Origin of the sequence: Variovorax sp. EBFNA2, from assembly GCF_033802765.1 — a bacterium.
Taxonomy (GTDB): domain Bacteria; phylum Pseudomonadota; class Gammaproteobacteria; order Burkholderiales; family Burkholderiaceae_C; genus Variovorax; species Variovorax paradoxus_H.
Genome location: NZ_CP138496.1, coordinates 4636790 through 4657196 on the forward strand (window position 1 = coordinate 4636790; position 20407 = coordinate 4657196).

The 20407-nt window shown below is 68.2% G+C and carries 22 protein-coding genes; 12 read left to right on the forward strand and 10 right to left on the reverse strand.

What is annotated here, in order from left to right; translation table 11 throughout:
- Window positions 1-25: 25 nt before the first annotated feature.
- From RZE79_RS21835 to RZE79_RS21850, 4 genes are all read right to left on the reverse strand, one after another.
- Window positions 26-1036, reverse strand: coding sequence for a TRAP transporter substrate-binding protein (locus tag RZE79_RS21835; RefSeq protein ID WP_153282817.1), 1011 nt, complete (start codon window positions 1034-1036; stop codon window positions 26-28).
- Window positions 1037-1092: 56 nt separating this feature from the next.
- Window positions 1093-2394 (reverse strand): TRAP transporter large permease subunit, encoded by a 1302-nt coding sequence (locus tag RZE79_RS21840; protein ID WP_319356803.1) that lies wholly within the window; start codon window positions 2392-2394, stop codon window positions 1093-1095.
- Window positions 2391-2936, reverse strand: a complete 546-nt coding sequence (locus RZE79_RS21845; RefSeq protein ID WP_153282815.1) for a TRAP transporter small permease — start codon at window positions 2934-2936, stop codon at window positions 2391-2393. Before RZE79_RS21845 ends, RZE79_RS21840 begins: the two co-directional genes overlap by 4 nt.
- A 62-nt stretch (window positions 2937-2998) precedes the next feature.
- On the reverse strand, window positions 2999-3748 hold the full coding sequence (locus RZE79_RS21850; RefSeq protein WP_319356804.1) for a FadR/GntR family transcriptional regulator: 750 nt from the start codon (window positions 3746-3748) through the stop codon (window positions 2999-3001).
- 212 nt (window positions 3749-3960) lie between these two features.
- On the opposite strand from RZE79_RS21850, the gene RZE79_RS21855 reads away from it, so the two are divergent.
- The 5 genes from RZE79_RS21855 to RZE79_RS21875 all read left to right on the forward strand — a co-directional run bounded on the left by RZE79_RS21855 (window position 3961) and on the right by RZE79_RS21875 (window position 8766).
- The gene (locus RZE79_RS21855) at window positions 3961-5700 is read left to right on the forward strand and encodes an IlvD/Edd family dehydratase (RefSeq protein WP_319356805.1); all 1740 of its coding nucleotides are present in this window, start codon (window positions 3961-3963) and stop codon (window positions 5698-5700) included.
- A 292-nt stretch (window positions 5701-5992) separates the two neighbouring features.
- Window positions 5993-6904 (forward strand): 2-dehydro-3-deoxygalactonokinase, encoded by a 912-nt coding sequence (locus RZE79_RS21860; RefSeq protein WP_319356806.1) that lies wholly within the window; start codon window positions 5993-5995, stop codon window positions 6902-6904.
- A complete protein-coding gene (locus RZE79_RS21865) occupies window positions 6901-7542 on the forward strand; it encodes a 2-dehydro-3-deoxy-6-phosphogalactonate aldolase (protein WP_319356807.1) in 642 nt (213 codons plus the stop codon). The genes RZE79_RS21860 and RZE79_RS21865 overlap by 4 nt, the downstream gene beginning before the upstream one ends.
- 43 nt (window positions 7543-7585) lie before the next feature.
- Window positions 7586-8323 carry an aldolase gene (locus RZE79_RS21870; protein ID WP_319356808.1) on the forward strand — a complete coding sequence of 246 codons (738 nt, stop codon included), beginning with the start codon at window positions 7586-7588 and terminating at the stop codon, window positions 8321-8323.
- Between the two features lie 113 nt (window positions 8324-8436).
- Window positions 8437-8766 (forward strand): hypothetical protein, encoded by a 330-nt coding sequence (locus tag RZE79_RS21875; protein WP_319356809.1) that lies wholly within the window; start codon window positions 8437-8439, stop codon window positions 8764-8766.
- A gap of 6 nt (window positions 8767-8772) precedes the next feature.
- Here RZE79_RS21875 and RZE79_RS21880 read toward each other — a convergent pair whose 3' ends face one another.
- The 4 genes from RZE79_RS21880 to RZE79_RS21895 form a co-directional block, all read right to left on the reverse strand.
- On the reverse strand, window positions 8773-9480 hold the full coding sequence (locus RZE79_RS21880; protein WP_319356810.1) for an SDR family oxidoreductase: 708 nt from the start codon (window positions 9478-9480) through the stop codon (window positions 8773-8775).
- Between the two features lie 35 nt (window positions 9481-9515).
- A complete protein-coding gene (locus RZE79_RS21885; protein ID WP_319356811.1) occupies window positions 9516-10937 on the reverse strand; it encodes an MATE family efflux transporter in 1422 nt (473 codons plus the stop codon).
- A gap of 15 nt (window positions 10938-10952) precedes the next feature.
- The gene (locus RZE79_RS21890) at window positions 10953-12269 is read right to left on the reverse strand and encodes an MFS transporter (RefSeq protein ID WP_319356812.1); all 1317 of its coding nucleotides are present in this window, start codon (window positions 12267-12269) and stop codon (window positions 10953-10955) included.
- A gap of 129 nt (window positions 12270-12398) precedes the next feature.
- The gene (locus RZE79_RS21895) at window positions 12399-12854 is read right to left on the reverse strand and encodes a MarR family winged helix-turn-helix transcriptional regulator (protein ID WP_319356813.1); all 456 of its coding nucleotides are present in this window, start codon (window positions 12852-12854) and stop codon (window positions 12399-12401) included.
- 75 nt (window positions 12855-12929) lie between these two features.
- On the opposite strand from RZE79_RS21895, the gene RZE79_RS21900 reads away from it, so the two are divergent.
- The 7 genes from RZE79_RS21900 (at window position 12930) to RZE79_RS21930 (ending at window position 18989) form a co-directional block, all read left to right on the forward strand.
- Entirely contained in the window at window positions 12930-13502 is a 573-nt protein-coding gene (locus RZE79_RS21900; RefSeq protein ID WP_319356814.1) for a PaaI family thioesterase, read from the forward strand.
- A 152-nt stretch (window positions 13503-13654) separates the two neighbouring features.
- A complete protein-coding gene (locus RZE79_RS21905) occupies window positions 13655-14716 on the forward strand; it encodes a Fe(3+) ABC transporter substrate-binding protein (protein WP_319356815.1) in 1062 nt (353 codons plus the stop codon).
- A 35-nt stretch (window positions 14717-14751) separates the two neighbouring features.
- Complete coding sequence (locus RZE79_RS21910) at window positions 14752-16437, forward strand: iron ABC transporter permease (protein WP_319356816.1); 1686 nt, start codon at window positions 14752-14754, stop codon at window positions 16435-16437.
- Window positions 16434-17129, forward strand: coding sequence for an ABC transporter ATP-binding protein (locus tag RZE79_RS21915; protein ID WP_319356817.1), 696 nt, complete (start codon window positions 16434-16436; stop codon window positions 17127-17129). Before RZE79_RS21910 ends, RZE79_RS21915 begins: the two co-directional genes overlap by 4 nt.
- 117 nt (window positions 17130-17246) lie before the next feature.
- The gene (locus tag RZE79_RS21920) at window positions 17247-17927 is read left to right on the forward strand and encodes a glutathione S-transferase family protein (RefSeq protein WP_319356818.1); all 681 of its coding nucleotides are present in this window, start codon (window positions 17247-17249) and stop codon (window positions 17925-17927) included.
- 56 nt (window positions 17928-17983) lie between these two features.
- Complete coding sequence (gene gloA, locus RZE79_RS21925) at window positions 17984-18397, forward strand: lactoylglutathione lyase (protein WP_101489461.1); 414 nt, start codon at window positions 17984-17986, stop codon at window positions 18395-18397.
- Between the two features lie 28 nt (window positions 18398-18425).
- Window positions 18426-18989 carry a DUF1697 domain-containing protein gene (locus RZE79_RS21930; protein ID WP_319356819.1) on the forward strand — a complete coding sequence of 188 codons (564 nt, stop codon included), beginning with the start codon at window positions 18426-18428 and terminating at the stop codon, window positions 18987-18989.
- Window positions 18990-18992: 3 nt separating this feature from the next.
- On the opposite strand, the gene RZE79_RS21935 is transcribed toward RZE79_RS21930, so the two are convergent.
- Window positions 18993-19721 carry a haloacid dehalogenase type II gene (locus RZE79_RS21935; protein WP_319356820.1) on the reverse strand — a complete coding sequence of 243 codons (729 nt, stop codon included), beginning with the start codon at window positions 19719-19721 and terminating at the stop codon, window positions 18993-18995.
- A gap of 2 nt (window positions 19722-19723) precedes the next feature.
- Window positions 19724-20359: a bifunctional 4-hydroxy-2-oxoglutarate aldolase/2-dehydro-3-deoxy-phosphogluconate aldolase gene (gene eda, locus RZE79_RS21940; RefSeq protein WP_101489458.1), complete on the reverse strand. Its 636-nt coding sequence runs from the start codon at window positions 20357-20359 to the stop codon at window positions 19724-19726.
- Window positions 20360-20407 lie beyond the last annotated feature (48 nt).

A 20407-nucleotide genomic window follows, 5' to 3' on the forward strand; every position in this document is an offset into this window, starting at 1 on the left:
TTCAGCGCATGGCTGAAAGCCTCGATCAGCCCCCGCGCGCCTTCTTCAGTGCGTCGGTCACCACGCCCACGGCTTCCGAGCCGATGGTGGGCACGTTCTTGTCGTACACGGGCTTCACCTTCTCCAGCATGCGCTTCTGCTCGGCCGCCGAAACCTCGTTCACCGTCATCGTCTTGCGCAGGCTGGCCAGCGACTTCTCGTTGAGCGCGCGGTTGGCCTCGCGCTGGACCTTCTGGCCTTCCTTCGCGGCCTCGCGCAGCACGGCCTGCTCCTGCGGGTTGAGCTGGTCCCACAGCTTCTTGCTGTAGAGGATGAGGAACGGCGTGTAGGCGTGGCGCGTCACGCTCAGGTACTTCTGGACCTCGCTGAACTTGGAGGTCTCGATGGTCACGAAGGGGTTCTCCTGGCCGTCGATGGTGCGGGTCTCGAGCGCGGTGAACACCTCGCCGAACGCCATGGGCACGGCGTTGGCGCCCAGGGTCTTGAACGAGTCCAGGAAGATGTTGTTCTGCATCACGCGCAGCTTCACGCCTTCGAAGTCTTCGGCCTTGGTGACGGGCTTCTTGCTGTTGGTGAGATTGCGGAAACCGTTCTCCCAGTAGGCCAGGTTCACGAGGCCGGCGGCCTCGAGCTTCTTGTTGAAGTACTCGCCCGCGGGACCGTCGAGCACCGCGTCGGCTTCCTTCTCGTTGGCGAAGAGGAACGGCAGGTCGAACGCGCCGAGCTCCTTCACGATGCCCACCAGCGGCGAGCTCGAGGTGCACACCATTTCCTGCGTGCCGGCGCGCAGCGCCTGCGTGGCCGGCAGGTCGCCGCCCGCGGCGCCGCCCCAGAAGGCCGTGATCTTCATCTTGCCGCCGGTCTTGGCGGCCAGCACCTCCTGCATCTTCTTCACGCCCACGCCCACGGGGTGGTCTTCGTTCACGCCGTTGGTGAACTTGATCGTGCGTTCGGCAAATTGCGCGAGGGCGCCGGTCGATGCCAGCAGGCCGCCGGCCACGAGGGCGGCGGTCATCAGGGTTCTGCGAAACAACATGCTTGTCTCCTTCGATTCGAGGGGTTGGTTGAACGAACTGACTGACAGGAAAAAAACTAGCGCCCCATCCACCACTGGAGCGGAACGGTCACGAGCTGCGGGAAGAACACCAGCGCGAACAGCACGACGAGGTGGGCGATGAAGAAGGGCATCACGCCCTTGAAGGCATCGTCCATCGAGATGCGCGCCACGCCGCTCACCACGTTGAGCACCGTGCCCACGGGCGGCGTGATCAGGCCGATGGCGTTGTTCATGATGAACAGCACGCCGAAGTACACCGGGTCGATGCCGGCCTTGAGCACCACGGGCATCAGCACCGGCGTGAGGATGAGCACGGTGGGCGTGAAGTCGAGCGCGGTGCCCACAATGACGATCAGCACCATCATCATGAACATCAGCAGGATCTTGTTGTCCAGGAAGGGCTCGAGCAGCGCCACCACTTCGGTCGGGATATTGGCCACCGTGATCAGCCACGCGCTCACCATCGCGGCCGCCACGAGGAACATCACCACCGCGGTGGTCTTGCCCGCCGCGAGCGTGAGGCGGTACAGATCTTTGACCTTGAGCTCGCCGTAGATGAAGAGGCCCACCACGAGCGAATAGACGGCCGCGACCACGGCTGCTTCGGTCGGCGTGAAGACGCCGAACTTCATGCCGCCGATGATGATGACCGGCAGCGCCAGCGCCAGGCTGCCTTGCGCCGTGGCCTTCAGTCGCTCGCCCCAGGGCACGCGCGGCGAGGACTTCACGTTGTCCTTTCGGGCCACGATCCACCAGGCCACGCCCACCGCCAGCCCCATGAGGATGCCGGGCACGATGCCCGCGAGGAACAGCTTGGTGATCGACACGTTGCCTGCCACGCCGAACACGATGAGCCCGATCGACGGCGGGATCACCGGCGCGATGATGCCGCCCGCGGCGATGAGGCCGGCCGACCGGTTCATGCGGTAGCCGGCCGCCTTCATCATCGGGATGAGGAGCGCGGCCAGCGCAGCCGTGTCGGCCACGGCCGAGCCCGACAGCGACGCCATGATGATCGCCGCCAGCACCGCCACATAGCCCATGCCGCCGCGGTAGTGGCCGACCCAGGCCATGGCCAGGTTCACGATGCGCCGGCTGAGCCCGCCCGCATTCATGAACTCGCCGGCCAGCAGGAAGAACGGCACCGCGAGCAGCGGGAAGTTGTCGGCGCCGTCGACGAAGCGCTGCGCAATGATCTGGCTGTCGAAGGCCGGCAGTCCGCCGGTGTAGGCCAGCCAGCCCATCAGCGAGACGCCGCACACCAGCAGCGAGTACGAGATCGGAATGCCCAGTGCCATGGCGCCGAGCAGCGAGACGATGAAGATCGTGACGGTCATTGCGCCACCTTCCCGTGTGCGGCGGCGTCGAGCACCTGCTCTTCGGATTCCATGACCTGGATCAGCTCCTGGTCGGGCACCCTGCCCCGGAACAATCGCCAGAGCTTGTCGATGTTGAAGACGGCCATCACCACCGACACCACATAGCCGATGCCGTAGATCCAGATCATCGAGATGCCGACCACGGGCGAGATGTTGGTCACCTGCAGTTCGTGCATCTCGTAGGTGCCCATGAAGAAGAGCACGTTGCAGAACAACATGAGCGACTGGCTCAGGAAGAAGCAGACCTTCTTGCCCATGAGCGGCAGGTGCTTGATGAGCGTGTCGACGCCCAGGTGCGCGCCGTCGCGCATCGCCACCATGGCGCCGATGTAGGTGAGCCAGATGAAGCAGTAGCGCGACATCTCGTCGGACACTGAAATGCCCGAGTTGAAACCGTAGCGCAGCACCACGTTGCCGAACACCATGACGACCATCGCCACCATGCACACGACGACAAGGAACTCCAGCAGTCGAAAAAATCCGTCGATTGCCCTTTGCATCAGCATCTGCGTCTCCTGACTTTCCAGTGTTGTTATGGGTTGTCTGCGCGGCCGCGCCGCACCTAGAGCGGGAAGGCCTTCAGCTGCGTCGCCGGCCGGCTGATGCGCGGCAGCTTCTTGCGCGAGGCCAGCACGGTCTCGATGTCGAGGCGCGCGCCGTCGATGAGGACCCGCACCGCCTTCTCGGCGGCCGGCGGATCGCGCGCGATCACGGCGTCGAGCACCGCGCGGTGCAACGGCAGCGAACTCGCCGGCCCGTTCTTGCGGGAGGTCGATATCTCGAAGCTGGTGCGCAGCAGCGCGCCCAGCGCACGGCTCATCTGCACCAGCATGCGGTTGTGGCTGGAGCGGATGAGGCCCTGGTGAAAACGCAGGTCGGGCGTGATGTAGTCGCCGCCGAACTCGATGGCGCGCTTCATGCCCGCATAGGCGTCCTCCATGCCGGCGATGTCATCGGCGGTGGCGCGCTGCGCGGCCAGCGCCACCGCGGCGGGCTCGACCACGCGGCGCAGGTCTTGCAGGTCGCGCAGGAACTCGGCCGACAGGCCCGCCTGCGTCTGCCAGACGATGACGTCGGCATCGAACCAGTTCCACTGGTCGGGCGGCTGCACGCGCGTGCCCACTTTCGGACCGCTGGTCACGAGGCCCTTGGCGATCAGCGACTTGATCGATTCGCGCACCACGGTCCGGCTCACCCCGAGCTCTTCGCACAAGAGCGGCTCCGGCGGAATCGACGCGCCAGGCGCATAGCGGCCCGCGACGATGTCGCTGCCGATGCGATCGACCGTGTTGCCGTGAACGTTCTTGATCATGCCTGCCTGGGGTGTGTGGTTCTGGTGATGTCCGGTGCTGGTTTCTCTGCCCGTAGCGAGGTCGGTTCCAAGCGGTTTTGCCTGTGCCTGCCACTCGAAAACCCTGAATGCGCGCGAGCTCGTCACGCTTATCATATGATGATTGAAACGGTCGTCCCGCAGGAAAAACCCTGAGGATTCCGCTCCAGATCAACGACGAAGAGACACATCCCATGAGCAACGCCCCCAAGAAAAAGCCCGCCAGCGAACTGCGCAGCCAGCAGTGGTTCGGTCGCCATGACCGCGACGGTTTCATCTACCGCAGCTGGATGAAAGGCAAGGGCGTGCCGCACGACCAGTTCGACGGTCGCCCGGTCATCGGCATCTGCAACACCTTCAGCGAACTCACGCCCTGCAACTCGCACTTCCGCACGCTCGCCGAGCAGGTGAAGATCGGTGTGTACGAAGCCGGCGGCTTTCCACTCGAGTTCCCCGTGATGTCGCTCGGCGAGACGCTCCTGCGCCCCACCGCCATGCTGTACCGCAACCTCGCGAGCATGGACGTCGAAGAGAGCATTCGCGGCAACCCGCTCGACGGCGTCGTGCTGCTCATGGGCTGCGACAAGACCACGCCCGCATTGATGATGGGCGCGGCCAGCGTCGACCTGCCGACCATCGGCGTGTCGGGCGGCCCGATGCTTTCGGGCAAATGGCGCGGACAAGAGCTGGGCTCGGGCACCGGCGTGTGGCAGATGAGCGAGCAGGTGCGCGCCGGCACGCTCAAGCTGCAAGATTTTTTCGAGGCCGAGAGCTGCATGCACCGCAGCCACGGCCACTGCATGACGATGGGCACCGCCAGCACCATGGCCAGCATGGTCGAGTCGCTGGGCATCGGCCTGCCGGGCAATGCGGCCTACCCCGCCGTCGACGGCCGCCGCAACGTGCTCGCGCGCCAGGCCGGCCGGCGCATCGTCGACATGGTGCATGAAGACATGAACATGTCGAAGATCCTCACGCGCCAGGCGATCGAGAACGCGATCAAGGTCAACGCGGCCATCGGCGGCTCGACCAACTTCGTGATCCACCTGCTGGCCATTGCGGGCCGCATGGGTGTCGAGCTCACGCTCGACGACTTCGACCGCCTCGCCGCCGACCTGCCCTGCCTCGTGAACCTGCAGCCCTCGGGCCAGTTCCTGATGGAAGACTTCTGCTACGCGGGCGGCCTGCCGGTGGTCATCAAGGAAATCGCCGACCACCTGCACAAGGACATCCTCACCGTCACCGGCCAGAGCGTGTGGGAGAACGTGAAGGACGCAGAGAACTACAACCCGCAGGTCATCCGCACCCAGGCCGAGCCCTTCAAGGACAAGGCCGGCATCTGCGTGCTGCGCGGCAACCTCGCGCCCAACGGCGCCATCATCAAGCCCAGCGCGGCCACGCCCGAGCTGCTCGTGCACAAGGGCCGCGCGGTGGTGTTCGAGAGCGCAGACGACCTGCACAAGCGCATCGACGACGAGAACCTGGACATCGACGAGCACTGCATCATGGTGCTCAAGAACTGCGGCCCCAAGGGCTACCCCGGCATGGCCGAGGCGGGCAACATGCCGCTGCCGCCGAAGGTGCTGCGCAAGGGCATCACCGACATGGTCCGCATCAGCGACGCGCGCATGAGCGGCACGGCCTACGGCACCGTCGTTCTGCACACCGCGCCTGAAGCGGCTGCAGGCGGCCCGCTGGCGCTGGTGCAGGACGGCGACATCGTCGAGCTCGACGTGCCGAACCGCAGGCTGCACCTGCATGTAAGCGACGAAGAACTGGCGAAGCGCCGCGCGAAGTGGGTGGCGCCCAAGGCACCGCTCGACTCGGGGTACTGGAAGCTCTATGTCGACACGGTGCTGCAGGCCGACCAGGGCGCGGACCTGGACTTTCTGCGCGGGCGTCGCGGGGCTTTTGTGCCGCGAGACAATCACTGATCTGGATGTTCGGGGCGACGCTCCCGCCGAGGGGGAACCTTGCTCCGCGAATGTCCCCCGCCCTTCGGGCTCCTCCTTGATTTCGCTGCGCAAGGCACCCCATCGACGTGACCGTTGTTCGCAGCAGTCGTTGATCGGCGAGCACCCACAGCGTGCCTTGTGCCCAGGACACTGGGTGCTTCCCGCAGCGAAATCAAGGAGGAGCGAAGCGGGGGACATTCGCGGAGGGAAGTACCCGGTGGCCTGGGCACGTGCCCCGAACAAACTCTCCAAAACGCAGCAGACGACAGACATGACAAGACTCATCGCCATCGACTGGGGCACAAGCTCGCTACGCGGTGCATTGCTCGACCCGAGCGGACACGTCATCGAAGAACGCAGCGACGCCCGCGGCATCCTCACCGTGCCCGAAGGCGGCTTCCCCGCCGTGTTCCAGTCGCTGTTCGGCGACTGGATGCGCCTGGAAAACACGCGCTGCCTGATCTCCGGCATGGCCGGCAGCAAGCAGGGCTGGATCGAAGCGCCCTACTGCGCCTGCCCCGCAGGCCGCGTGGAAGTCGGCCGCAAGATCATCGACATCAATGCCATCCCCGGCGCACGCATCGCGATCGTTCCGGGCCTCAGCGACGAACACGCCGGCGTGCCCGATGTGATGCGCGGCGAAGAGGTGCAGATCCTCGGCGCCATGACGATCACCGGCCTGGACGACGGTGTCTTCGTGCTGCCCGGCACCCACAACAAGTGGGCGACGGTCAAGAAGGGCCGCGTCGCGGGCTTTCGCACCTACATGACAGGCGAGTTCTACGCGCTGCTGAGCCAGCACTCGATCCTCGCGCGCACGCTCGACGCGGCCGCGCCGCTCGACGAAGCCGCGTTCCTCGAAGGCGTGACGCGCTCCGAGAACGGCCACGGCCTGCTGCACAACGCCTTCGGCGCGCGCACGCTCGCGCTGTTCGAGCGCATGCCGAAAGAAGAGCTGTCGAGCTACCTGTCGGGCCTGCTCATCGGCGAAGAACTGCGCACGCAATCCGTGCAGGCCGTCGGCGAGGTCGTGCTGATCGGCTCTTCCGCCCTCACCCAGCGCTACACCCTGGCCCTGCGCGCCACCGGCGTTGCCACGCGCACGCTCGGCGCCGAAGCCACCTGGGCCGGACTGCACACGCTGTCCGGCTTTCTCGACACCGACCGGACACCCGCCGCATGACCACACCTCTCGACAAATTCAACGCCGCGATGCAGGCCCTGCCGCTCGTGGCCATCCTGCGCGGCCTCTCGCCCGCCGAAGCCGCCGATGTGGGCGATGCCATCGTCGAGCCCGGCTTCCGGCTGCTCGAAGTGCCGCTCAATTCGCCGCAGCCGCTGGAGAGCATCGCGCTGATGCGCCAGCGCTTTCCGAACGCCCTCGTCGGCGCGGGCACGGTGCTCGACGCGAAGCAGGTGCGCGAGGTGCATGCGGCCGGCGGCGAGCTGATCGTGTCGCCCAACTTCAACGCAGACGTCATCCGCGAGGCCGCGCGCCTGGGCCTGGTCTGCCTGCCCGGCGTGATGACGCCGACCGAGGCCTTCGGCGCGCTCGCAGCCGGTGCCACGGGCCTCAAGCTGTTCCCGGCCGAGCTGGCCTCGCCCGCTGTCGTGAAGGCCCTGCTCGCGGTGCTGCCGGCCGGCACGCCCGTGATGCCCGTGGGCGGCATCGCGCCCGACAACATGGGCACGTGGCGCGCAGCCGGCGCGGCTGGCTTCGGCATCGGCTCGTCGCTCTACAAGCCCGGCAAGAGCGCCGCCGCCGTGCGCGAAGACGCGCAGCGCTTCGTGGCCGCCTGGGCCGGCCTGATCCGCGCCTGATCCGACACGACTCACCCCTCACAAGAAAGAAGGAGACCCCGCGATGTCCGCCGATTCCGAATACGCCAGCCCCGCCGTGCGCCAGTTGCGCGAAGACCTCGCGCTCGCCTTGCGTGCCGCGGCCCACCACGGCCTGTCCGAAGGTGTGTGCAACCATTTCAGCGTGTTGCTGCCGGGCGCGCAGGACCGCTACCTCATCAACCCACGCGGGCTGCACTGGAGCGAGATCGGCCCCGACGACATCGTGCTGATCGACGTGCACGGCGAAGTGCTCGCGGGCCGTCACCGCGTGGAGCCCACGGCGCTCTTCATCCACGGCGCAGTGCATCGGCTCACGGGCCACGCCGTGGTGCTGCATTGCCACATGCCCTACGCGACGGCGTTGACGCTCACGGTCGATCGCGCACTCGACCCGACCGCCAGCCAGAACGCGATGCGCTACATGAACCGCATCGCCATCGACGCCGAGTACAACGGCCTGGCGCTCGACGATGCCGAGGGCGAACGCATCGCGCGCGCCATGGCGGGCAAGGACGTGGCCTTTCTCGCGAACCACGGCGTGATCGTGGCGGGCGGCACCATCGCGCACGCGTATGACGACCTGTACTACCTGGAGCGCGCCTGCCTGCACCAGGTGATCGCGCAATCGACCGGCCGCCCGCTCGTGCCCGTCAACGCCGAGCTGGCCGCGCACGTGGCGGCGCAGATCCAGGGTGAGCGGGAGCAGTCCGACCTGTTCTTCGAAGCGCTGCGGCGCATGCTGCCGGCACCGCAACGCTGAAAAAGCGGGGGCGCAGCGGCTTACAGCTCTTCATGCGATTTCGCTTCCGGCTTACAAGAACTTCACACAATGGCGCGACGATGAGGCATCGCAACCACTCCTCAGGAGTCGCCATGAAAAAGCTGACATTCGCCTTCGGTGCCGCCGCCCTGCTCTCGCTGGCCGCCCTCACCGCACCCGCCCATGCCCAGGCCGGCGGCCCGTTCATCCAGGCCCAGGTGTATGTGACGCCGGCGCCGCCGCCGCACCATCCCCGCTACTACGCACCGCCGCCGCCCCCGCGCCACTATTACCCGGGCCACTACGACGGCCCGCGTCGCCACGGTTACTACGACCACGGCCGTCGCGGCTGGGACGAGCGCCGACATGGCCGCCGGGACTACGACGGCGACGGTGTGCCCAACCGCTACGACCGCCGCCCGAACAACCCCTACCGCTATTGATGCACGTCAGACCGGCGGGCTCGCATAAGCGGGCCGCTCGGTCGACAGGCTCTGCTTGAGTTGGCGCGTGACCTCGTCGGCCAGCACCTCGGGCAGCCCCGCTTCCACGCCCGCCAGCGCCTGGCGCGCCGCGTCGTCGGGGGAGGTCTTGGGGCTTGGCATGCGCGCCGCCATGTCGGTGTCCATGAGCGCCACATGCAGGCTCGTGACTTGCGTGCCCTGCCCCGCCAGTTCGTTGCGCAAGCCGTTGCTCAGCGACCAGGCCGCCGACTTGGTGGCGCTGTAGGTCGCCACGCCGGGGAACGTGGTCCAGGCCAGGGCTGACAGCACGTTGAGGACCGCACCGCCGCCGTTCGACGCGAGCACCGGCGCAAAGGCCTGCGTGAGCGCCCAGGGGCCGAAGAAGTTGGTCTCGAACTCGGCGCGCGCCGCGGCCACCGCGTCGGGCGAACCCAGGAAGCTCGATCCGCGCGAGATGCCCGCGTTGTTGATCAGCAGCGTCACATCGGCGCAGGCACGCACGGCGGCCTCGATCTGCGCGGGCTGCGTGACATCGAGCGCCACGGGCACGACGCCCGCCAGCGTGATGCTCTTCGGGTCGCGCGCAGCCCCGTAGACCTTGCGCGCGCCGGCCGCGAGTGCCGCCTTGGCAAACGCCAGGCCGAGCCCCCGGTTGGCGCCGGTGATGAAGACGACGGAATCCTTGATCTGCATGACGAGCCTTTCGTTGAAAAGAAAACCGGGGCGCTTCAGGCCTGTGCCACGCGGCGCAGCAAACCCTGCGTCGTGCGCGGCCAGCCGACGCGGCCGAACCACGCGCCGCCCGCGATGGCTGAGGCGATGACGATGCCGTACACCACCAGCGCCACGCCCTGCGCCGCAAACACGCCGGTGAGCCCGCCGCCCCAGCGCAGCGCCAGCCATCCGCCAGTGCCCGCCACGGCGAGCCGCGCGATGTTGCCGATCACCGGCCACAGCAGCCGGCCCGCGCCCTGCGAGGCGAAGTACAGCACCAGCCCGACGCCGAAGAAACCGTAGAGCGGCCCCACCACGCGCAGGTAGTGTGCGCCGGTCTCGAGCATCACGGGGTCATGACCGAACAGCATCAGCCACGGACGCGGGAACAGCGCGGCCGCCAGCCCGATGAGCTCGGCCATGCCGAAGGCCAGCGCCGCGCCGGCCCAGGTGGCACGCAGCGCGCGCTCGCGCAGCCCCGCGCCCATGCAGGTGCCGACCATCGCGACCAGCGGCGCGCCCAGGCCGAACACCAGCGGCACCAGCAGATATTCGAGCCGCGACGCGGTGCCGTAACCGGCCAGTGCGCCCGCGCCGAAGTGGCCGGTGAGCGCGGTGGCGATGCCGATCGACAGGTTGGTCGCCACCGTCGACACCGTGCCGATCAGGCCGATGCGCAGGATGTCGCGGAACAGCGGCCAGCGCATCTGGAACGCCGCCAGCGTGGGCCGCAGCAGGCTGCGCGGCGAGCGCAGGTAGGCGATGAGCGCGAGCGAGCCCAGCAGGTAGTACAGCAAGAGCGCCAGCGCCCCGCCCGCGATGCCCATGCCGCCCCACGGCCCGATGCCGAAGATCAGCAGCGGCGACGCCGGAATGAGGAACACCACGCCCACCACCGTCACGTTGGCCGGCACCGCCATGTTGCCGGTGCCGCGGATGATCGCGGACAGCGAGTTGAAGAGCCACACCAGCACCGCGCCCGCGAACACCCAGTTCGAGTACGTGAGCGCGGCTTCCAGCGCGGCGCCCGAGCCGCCCATCACGCCGTAGAGCCAGCGCCCGCCCAGCAGCAGCGCGAGCGTGAAGCACAGGCCGAAGCCGAGCGCGATGACCACCGCGTGCCACACCAGCGCATCGGCATCGCCGCGGCGGCGCGCGCCCAGCGCACGCGCGATCGACGAGGCGATGCCGCCGCCCATCGCGCCGCTGGAGGTCATCTGCATCAGCATGACGATGGGGAACACCAGCGCCATGCCGGCCAGCGCGTCGGTGCCGAGCTTGCCGACGAAGTAGGTCTCGATGAGGCCGACGGAGGCCTGGGCCAGCATCACGAGCACATTGGGCGCGGCGAGCCGCAGCAGGGTGGGAATGATGGGTGCTTCGAGCAGCCGGCGCGTGCGCGGGTCGAGGTCGCTGTTGTTTTGCGGGGTGGTCATGCGGGTCTCCGGCGTTCAGGCGCGCGCGGCGGCGCTGGTGGTGGCCGCACCCGGTGCGGCAGCGGTCTTGGCGGGGCGGCGGATCGCCATCACGATCACCGCCGCGAACAGGCAGGCCGCGCCCGCCGTGTACAGCGCGGGCGTGTAGGTCAGCAGCAGCGTGCGCGCAAAGCCCGCGCCGTAGGCCGCAGCGGCCGCACCCAATTGGTGGGCCGCGAAGATCCAGCCGAACACCAGCCCGACCTTCGCGGGGCCGAAGGCCGCGCCCGCAAGCTTGACGGTCGGCGGCACGGTGGCGATCCAGTCGAGGCCGTAGAACATCGCGAAGAGGCCCAGCCCGTAGATCGTGAATTCGGAGTGCGGCAGCCAGAACAGCGACAGCCCGCGCAGGCCGTAATACCAGAAGAGCAGCTTGCGGTTGTCATAGCGGTCGGAGAGCCAGCCCGACAGGATGGTGCCGACGAAGTCGAAGGCGCCCATCATCGCGAGCACCGAGGCGGCGGGCACGGCGCTCATGCCGTAGTCGCCGCACAGCGAGATGAAGTGCGTCTGCACCAGGCCGTTGGTGCTCAGGCCGCAGATGAAGAAAGTGCCGGCCAGGATCAGGAAGGTGCGGTTGGTCGCCACTTCGCGCAGCACACGGAACGGCGTGGCGAAGTTCATCGTGAAGGCGGGTGCCGGCGCCGGCTGCGTGCCGGGCGCTTCACCGTAGGGCAGCAGGCCGATGTCCGACGGCCGGTTGCGCACCAGGCACAGCGCGAGCAGCGCAATCACCACGCTGCCGACCACGATCGGCACGATGGCCGAGCGCCAGCCCCAGTGCTCGATCATCCAGGCCGCCAGCGGCAAGAAGGCCAGCTGCCCGGTGGCCGCACTGGCCGTGAGCATGCCCACGACCAGGCCGCGCCGCGCCACGAACCAGCGGTTGGCCACCACGGCGCCGAGCACCAGCGCCGTCATGCCGGTGCCCAGGCCGAGCATCAGGCTCCACAGCACGAAGAGCTGCCACAGCTGCGAGGCCGTGGTGACCAGCGCCATGCCCAGCCCGACCAGCGTGAGGCCGGCGCACATCACCGCGCGCAGGCCGTAGCGCTCCATCAGCACCGCGGCGAACGGGCCCATGAGGCCGAACAGTGCAAAGCGCAGCGCGAGCGCGGACGAGATCTGCTCGGTGCTCCAGCCGAACTCGTCGCCGAGCGGCTTCATCATCGCGCCCGGCAGGCCGAGCGCGGCCGACATGGTGAGCATGGTCAGGAAGGTGACGGCCGCGACGATCCAGCCGTAGTGGATGCCGCGGCGTTGCAGCCATGCGGAGACGTGGGTGGCGAACATGGAACCTCTGCTGTTGGAATTGAATGGAGGAGGAAAAACGGCAACGCAGGCAACGCACTCGCGCGCTCAGCCTCTGCGCGCAGTGAGAAAAATGTCGGGATCTCGGTATCGCTCGGCGGGGAAAGACGCTCAGTCTTCGATGGCGGGCTCGTCGTCGGCGCCCAGCAGGTCCATCGCTTCATCGATCAGCTGGTGCAACGCGAGCACACGCTCCACGCCCAGCAGCGCATTGATCTTCTGCTGCGCCGCCTTCCAGTGCTGCTGCGCTTCGCGGCGCTTGGCCTCGCCCGTTTCGGTGAGCTGCACCAGCAGGCTGCGCGCATCGGCGCCTGCACCCTGCGCGATGAAGCCCGCGGCGATCAGCGGCTGCAGGTTGCGGCTCAGGGTCGACGCGGTCATCTTGAGTTCGCCCGCCAGGTCGACCGGGCGCGAAGGACCGAGCCGCGCCAGGTGCGACAGCAGCGAGTACTGCGTGGTCTTCAGGCCGCTGCGCGATACCTCGGCGTCGTAGTGCTGCGACAGGCGGCGCGAAAGCTGTCGCACCTTGAAGCTGGTGCAGCCGCGGGGTTGGGTCGGTGTGTCCATGGGATATTATTGTATGTGCAACTATTGCATATGCAATCAACCCCACTCATCAAAGCCCCCAGCAGGAACACAGGCATGACGCAGCAAGCTTCCACCGACACCCCCATCCACCTGCTCGACGCATGGATCGCCGAAGAACGGCAGATCGTCGAGCGCCTCGACAACGGCCCCGGCCCCGGCCCCGGGCTCGCGCGCCCCGAGCAGGTCGCGGGCAAGACCGGCCTGGAGGTCATGCAGGCCATGCTCAACGGCGAGATTCCCTATGCCGCCATCGCCAAGACGCTTGACTTCACGATCGTCTCGGTCAGCCGGGGCATCGCCATCTTCCAGGGCACGCCGCTGCCGCAGCACCTGAACCCGCTGGGCACCATCCACGGCGGCTGGGTCGCCACGATGCTCGACTCCGCCCTGGGCTGCTCGGTCCACACCATGATGCCGCCCGGCCGCGCCTACACCACCGCCGAGCTCAGCGTGAACTACGTCAAGGGCCTCACACCGAAGGTGCAGCGCGTGCGCGCCGAAGGCAAGGTGATCCACTGCGGCAAGCAGCTCGCCACCGCCGAGGCGCGGCTGGTCGGGGCGGACGGCACGCTGTATGCGCATGCGACGACGACGTGCCTGGTGTTCGAGGTGCCGGCGGGGCGGTGAGGCGTTTCGCGTTTCAAGTAGGCCCTCAAGCTGTAAGCCAAAAGGAAAACCCGCTCCTCCCCGTCAGTGATAATTGTTCGCATCAGCGACACGCTCCGTCGTCGCCGATGACTTTCCCCATAGAACACCTCACCGCACCTGGAGGATCCCTCATGACCGACCGTTCCGGCTCCCAGGGCCGCGTGGCGCACGCCCTGCTCGGCGTTTCCGCTGCTTGGCTCGCCCTTGCCGCCCTGCCCGCGCACGCCGCCACCGACGAGCTCACGCTCTACACGACGCGCGAGGCTGCGCTGATCCAGCCGCTCATCTCGGCGTTCAGCGCGCAGAGCAACATCAAGGTGAACACGGTGTTCGTGAAGGACGGCCTGCTGGAACGCGTGAAGGCCGAAGGCGCCCGCTCGCCGGCCGACGTGCTGATGACCGTGGACATCGGCAACCTCGTCGACCTCGTCGAAGGCGGCGTGACGCAGCCGGTGAAGTCGGCCGCGCTCGAGTCGGCCATTCCGGCCAACCTGCGCGGCGCCGACGGCCAGTGGTTCGCGCTTTCGCTGCGCGCCCGCGTGCTGTACGCCGACAAGAACCAGCCGCTGACCAGCTTCCGCTACGAAGACCTGGCCAACCCGAAGTACAAGGGCAAGGTCTGCATCCGCGCCGGCCAGCACCCCTACAACACGGCCCTGGTGGCCGCAATGATCGCGCACGACGGCGAGGCCAAGACCGAGCAGTGGCTGCGCGGCGTCAAGGCCAACCTGGCGCGCAAGGCGACCGGCGGCGACCGCGACGTGGCGCGCGACATCCTCGGCGGCATCTGCGACATCGGCGTGGCCAACTCGTACTACGTCGGCCAGATGAAGAGCGCCAAGGAAGGCACCGACGCGCGCAAGTGGGGCGACGCCATCAAGGTGATCCGTCCGACCTTCGCCAACGCCAAGAGCGGCGGCACGCACGTGAACATCAGCGGCGCGGCCGTGGCCAAGAACGCGCCGCAACGCGCCAATGCGGTCAAGCTGCTCGAGTTCCTGGTGTCGGAGCCGGCACAGGCGCTCTACGCCCAGACCAACTACGAATACCCGGTGCGCAAGGGCGTGGCCCTCGACCCGATCATCGGCCAGACCATCGGCGCGCTGAAGGTCGACCCGCTGCCGCTGACCGAGATTGCCAAGCACCGCAAGCAGGCCAGCGCCCTGGTGGACAAGGTCGGCTTCGACCAGTGACCTTGCATGGCCGGGCACGCCGTGCCGGCGACTGAATGCTGATGTCGCGGCGCCAGCCGCCGGGCCTGCGCGCCGCGGGCCCGGCGTGGCGCTGCGCGTCGTTGCTCATTGCGCTCGGCGTGCTCGCGCCGGTGCTCACGCTGGCCTGGCTCGCGTTCGGCTCGGGCGTCGGCCACTGGGGGCCGCTGTTCGCGCACGTGCTGCCGCAGGCGGCGCTCAACACGGCGCTGCTGCTCGCGGGCGTCGGCATCCTCGTCCTCGTGATCGGCACCGGCTGCGCCTGGCTGGTCACGGCACATGATTTCCCCGGCCGCGGCGTGCTCAACTGGGCGCTGCTGCTGCCGCTGGCGATGCCGACCTACATCGTCGCCTTCGCCTACCTCGACCTGTTGCATCCCATCGGCCCCGTGCAGGGCGCGATCCGCTGGATGCTGGGCTTCGACAGCCCACGCCAGTTCCGCCTGCCCGACCTGCGCTCGATGCCGGGTGCGATCTTCGTGCTGGGCTTCGTGCTCTACCCGTACGTCTACATGACGGCGCGCGCGATGTTCATGACGCAGCCCGCGCACCTGCTGGAAGCGGCGCGCACGCTCGGCGAGAGCCGGCGCGGCGCGTTCTTTCGCGTGGCGCTGCCGCTCGCGCGGCCGGCACTGGCCGTCGGCTTGAGCCTGGCGCTGCTCGAAACGCTCAACGACATCGGCGCCTCCGAATTCCTCGGCGTGAACACGCTCACGGTGGCGGTCTACACCACCTGGATCACGCGCTCCGACCTGGCCGGCGCCGCGCAGATCGCCTGCGCGATGCTGTTCGTGGTGGTGGCGCTGGTCTGGCTCGAACGCAACGGCCGCCAGCACCAGCGCTTCGGCTCCACGCAGCGCATGCGCGCGGTGCAGCCGCGTCGCCTGCACGGCGGTGCGGCCTGGGCGGCGACCGCCACAGCGGCGCTGCCGGTGCTGATCGGCTTCGTGGCACCCGCGCTGTACCTGGTCTGGGAAAGCGGCAAGCGGCTGCATCAGGGCGGCGGCATTTCGCAGGGCCTCGTGGCCAGCCTCGGCAACACGCTGGCGCTGGCGGCTGGCGTGACGGTGGTGGCCGTGGCGGCGGGACTGGTCGTGGCCTGGGCCTCGCGCAGCCAGGGCACGAGCCTCAACCGTGCACGCTGGCAGGCGCGCGCGGCGACGCTGGGGTATGCGGTGCCGGGCACGGTGCTCGCCATCGGCCTGCTGACGCCGGCCCTGGCCTTCGACGCGGCGCTGGCCGGCGCGATGGGCTGGCAAGGCCTGCCGCTGATGGGCGCGGGCATCGTGCTGGTCGTGGCCTGCGCGATCCGCTTTCTTGCGATGCCCGTGGGCGGCATCGAGGCCGGACTGGCGCGCATTCCGCCCGCCATCGAGCAGGCCTCGCGCCTGCTCGGCGAAACCACCGGCGGCACGCTGCGCCGCGTGCACCTTCCGCTGCTGCAGCCCGCCATCGCGGCCGGCGCGCTGCTGGTCTTCGTCGACGCCATGAAGGAACTGCCGGCCACGCTGCTGCTGCGCCCGGCCAATTTCGACACCCTCGCCACCTGGCTCTACGCCGAGGCCGCGCGCGGCACCTACGAGGAAGGCGCGATCGCCGCGCTGGCCATCGTGGTCGCCGGCCTGCTGCCGGTGGTGCTGCTGGCGCGCAACCAGCTCGGTGCGACACCGGCGGTGACACCACCCGACACGGACCCTTCATGAGTTCCCCGCTTCATCTCGACTCGCTCCAACTCGCGTACGACACGCCGCGCGGCCCGCACACCGTGGTCGACGGCTTCTCGCTGGACCTGCCCGCGGGCGAGATCGCCTGCCTCTTCGGCCCCTCGGGCTGCGGCAAGACCACCGTGCTGCGCGCCATCGCCGGTTTCGAACCCGTGCGCGACGGCACCATCCGCCTGGGCGACACGCTGCTGTCGTCGCCCCAGAAGCACCTGCCACCCGAGCAGCGGCGCGTGGGCATGATGTTCCAGGAGTACGCGCTGTTCCCGCACCTGTCGGCCTCGAAGAACGTGGCCTTCGGCCTGCGCCGGCTGGACCGCGCGGCGCAGCAGACACGCGTGGCCGAGATGCTCGCGCTGGTCGGCCTGGCCGAAGCCGGCGAGCGCTACCCACACGAGCTGTCGGGCGGCCAGCAGCAGCGCATCGCGCTGGCCCGCGCGCTGGCGCCCTCGCCCGCCGTGCTGCTGCTGGACGAACCGTTTTCCAACCTCGACGGCGGCACGCGCGAACGCCTGACCGCCGAGGTGCGCGGCATCCTGAAGAAGGCCGGCCAGACCGCGATCCTCGTCACGCACAACGAGGCCGAGGCACATGCGATGGCCGACCGCATCGGGGTGATGCACAACGGGCGGATCACGCACTGGCTGGAGACGGCGCCCTCGCCAGCGCCGTAGAGTGCTCTAGCACAAGGGGCCCGTTTGTCGAATGGGCTTTTCGGGAAAAGGTTGTTCAGGACCGCAAGAATCGCGGCGATCCTGACCACCTCATTTCTTCGAGAACGGAACGCCCTGATGACCCAAGCCCTCACCCTCGTCAGCCACCTGCTGTGCCCCTACGTGCAACGCGCCGCCATCGCGCTGCACGAGAAAAACGTGCCCTTCGAGCGCGTCGTGATCGATCTCGCGAACAAGCCCCAGTGGTTCCTCGACATCTCGCCGCTCGGCAAGGTGCCGCTGCTGAAAGTGCAGCAGCCCGACGGCACCGAGGCTGTGCTGTTCGAGAGCAACGTGATCTGCGAATACCTCGAGGAGACGCAACCCGGCGCCCGCCTGCACCCCGAAGACCCGCTCGCACGTGCGCAGCATCGCGCATGGATGGAATTCGGCTCGGCCATCCTCGCCGACCTGTGGGGCTACGAGACCACGCAGGACGCCGCCGTGTTCGCGCAGAAGCGCGAGGCATTGGCCGCCAAGTTCGCGCGCGTCGAAGCCGCGCTGGGGCAAGGCCCGTACTTCGCGGGCGAGGCCTTCAGCCTCGTCGATGCGGTGTTCGCGCCGGTGTTCCGCTACTTCGAGGTGTTCGACGCGATCAGCGATTCGCACCTGTTCGACGCGCTGCCGAAGGTAGATGCCTGGCGCCATGCGCTGGCGGCACGCCCCAGCGTGCGTGCGGCGGTGGTGCCCGAGTACCCGCAGCACCTGATGGATTTTCTGAAGAAGCACCAGGCGCACCTGCTGACGTTGGCAGCTTGATCGCCAGGAGCAGAGGGCGACAATAGCGCCCTCCCCCTAACGACACGACCCACGAGATGCGACTTCTCCACACCATGCTGCGCGTTGGCAATCTCCAGCGCTCCATCGACTTCTACACGCAGGTGCTCGGCATGACGCTGCTTCGCACGTCGGAAAACCCCGAGTACAAGTACAGCCTGGCTTTCGTCGGCTACGGCAACGGCAACCCCGACCAGGCCGAGATCGAGCTCACCTACAACTGGGGCACCGAGAGCTACGAACTCGGCACCGCCTACGGCCACATCGCGCTCGGCGTGCCCGATGCGTACGCGGCCTGCGACAAGATCAAGGCCTCGGGCGGCAACGTGACGCGCGAGGCCGGTCCGGTCAAGGGCGGCACGACGGTGATCGCCTTCGTGACGGACCCTGACGGCTACAAGATTGAATTGATCCAGCGCAACGAGAACGCGTCGGGCGGCGGCCTGCGCTGAGCCTTTTCGGGCCGCACGCAACAACGCCATGGCAAGCCCGAAGAAAAAGCACGCGCCGCTGACCCGCTACGTCGCGCTGCTGCGCGGCGTGAACGTCAACGGCATCACGATCAAGAGCGCCGACCTGAAGGCGCTGTTCACTGACGAACTCGGCTTCGGCGCGGTGCGCACGGTGCTCGCCAGCGGCAACGTGCTGTTCGACACCGACGCGCCCGATGCCGCCGCGCTGCGCACGCGCATCGAGAAAGCGCTGCGCCAGTGCTTCGGCTACGAGGCGTGGATCGTGCTGCGCACGCAGACGCAGGTGGCCGACATGGCGGCAAGCTATCCCTTCGAACGCATCGACGACACGCACCATCCGTACCTCGTGTTCGGCTCCGATGCCGCGATGCTCGACGAGATCATGGAGAAGGCCGGCACGGTCGATGCCGAAGTCGAACAGCTGGTGCGCGGCGATGGCGTGCTGTACTGGCAATGCCCGCGCGGCGAAAGCCTGGACACGCCGGTGGCGAAGCTGCTGGCGAAGACCCGCTACAAGTCGAGCACCACCACGCGCAACCTGCGCACGGTGGAAAAGCTCATCACGGACTGACGATCAGCAGTCCAGCCGATCGGCCAGCGCGACGATGTCGCGCACATGCAGGCTGTTGTCCGGCTGCGGCGACACGTCCTTCGGCTGCTGGCGGCCGAACTCGTGGGGCCGCTCGATGTACGCCGTCTTGAGGCCGCACACGCGCGCAGCCGCGAGGTCGTCGTGGTGCGCCGCGGCGAGCATGACCTGCCCGGGCGTTGCATCGAACACGCCCGCCACGCCAAGGTAGGTGCGCGGATCGGGCTTGTAGGCCTTGAACACTTCGGCCGACAGCACGCAGTCCCAGGGCAGGCCGGCGCGCTTGGCCATCTCGGTGAGCAGGCCGATGTTGCCGTTGGAGAGCGTGCAGATCGTGAACTTCTTCTTCAGCCGCGTGAGCCCCTCGACCGCATCGGGCCAGGCCGGCAGGCGGTGCCACGCACGGCTCAGGTCGCGCTTGGCGGCGGTGTCGAGTTGGTCGGCCAGGCTGAAGTCGTGCAGCACTTGGTCGAGCATGCTCAGGTGCAGCTCGTCGAGCAGCGTGAAGCCGCCCTCGCCGGCCGCGATGCGTTCCATCACGGCCTTCATGGCGGGCTGGTAGCCGGCGCGCCAGGCGAGCGCAAAGGCCGCGCCGTCCACGCCGGGCAGCACGCGCTCGACTTCGGCCGCAATGCCGCTGTGCCAGTCGACCACCGTGCCGAACACGTCGAACGCGATGACCTTGAGGTCGCTCGCGTCGAAATCGGGCTGCATGCTCAGCGCGGCAGCTGGCTCGCGGCGCGTGCCAGTTGCTCGATGCGGGCCCAGTCGCCGTCGCGGATGGCGTCGGTCGGCACGATCCACGAACCGCCCACGCAGGCCACGTTCGACAGCGCGAGGAACTCGGCCGCGTTGCCCGCATGGATGCCGCCCGTGGGGCAGAAGGTGACGTCGCCGAACGGGCCCTGCCAGGCCTTGAGCATCGGCAGGCCGCCGGCCTGCAGCGCGGGGAAGAACTTGAGCTGGGTGTAGCCGTCTTCCTGCGCCGTCATGATCTCGCTGCCGGTGGCCACGCCGGGCAGCAGCGGCAGGCCGAGGTCGTGGCAGGCCTTGCCGACCGAACGTGTGTAGCCCGGGCTCACGCCGAACTTCGCGCCGGCCAGCGCCGAAGCCTGCGCATCGGCCGCGCTGCGGATGGTGCCGGCGCCGGCGACGGCTTCGGGCACTTCCTTGGCGATGGCCTCGATGCATTGCAGCGCCTGCGGCGTGCGCAGCGTGACTTCGAGCATGCGGATGCCGCCGGCCACCAGCGCGCGCGCCAGCGGCACGGCGTGCTTCACGTCGGTCAGCACGATGACCGGGATGACCGGCGCGTCGCGCATCACGTCGAGGGAAGTGAGTCTGTCTGTCATGTCATAGCTCCAGTACGTCGTTGCGTTGCGCATCGCCTGCTGGCGATG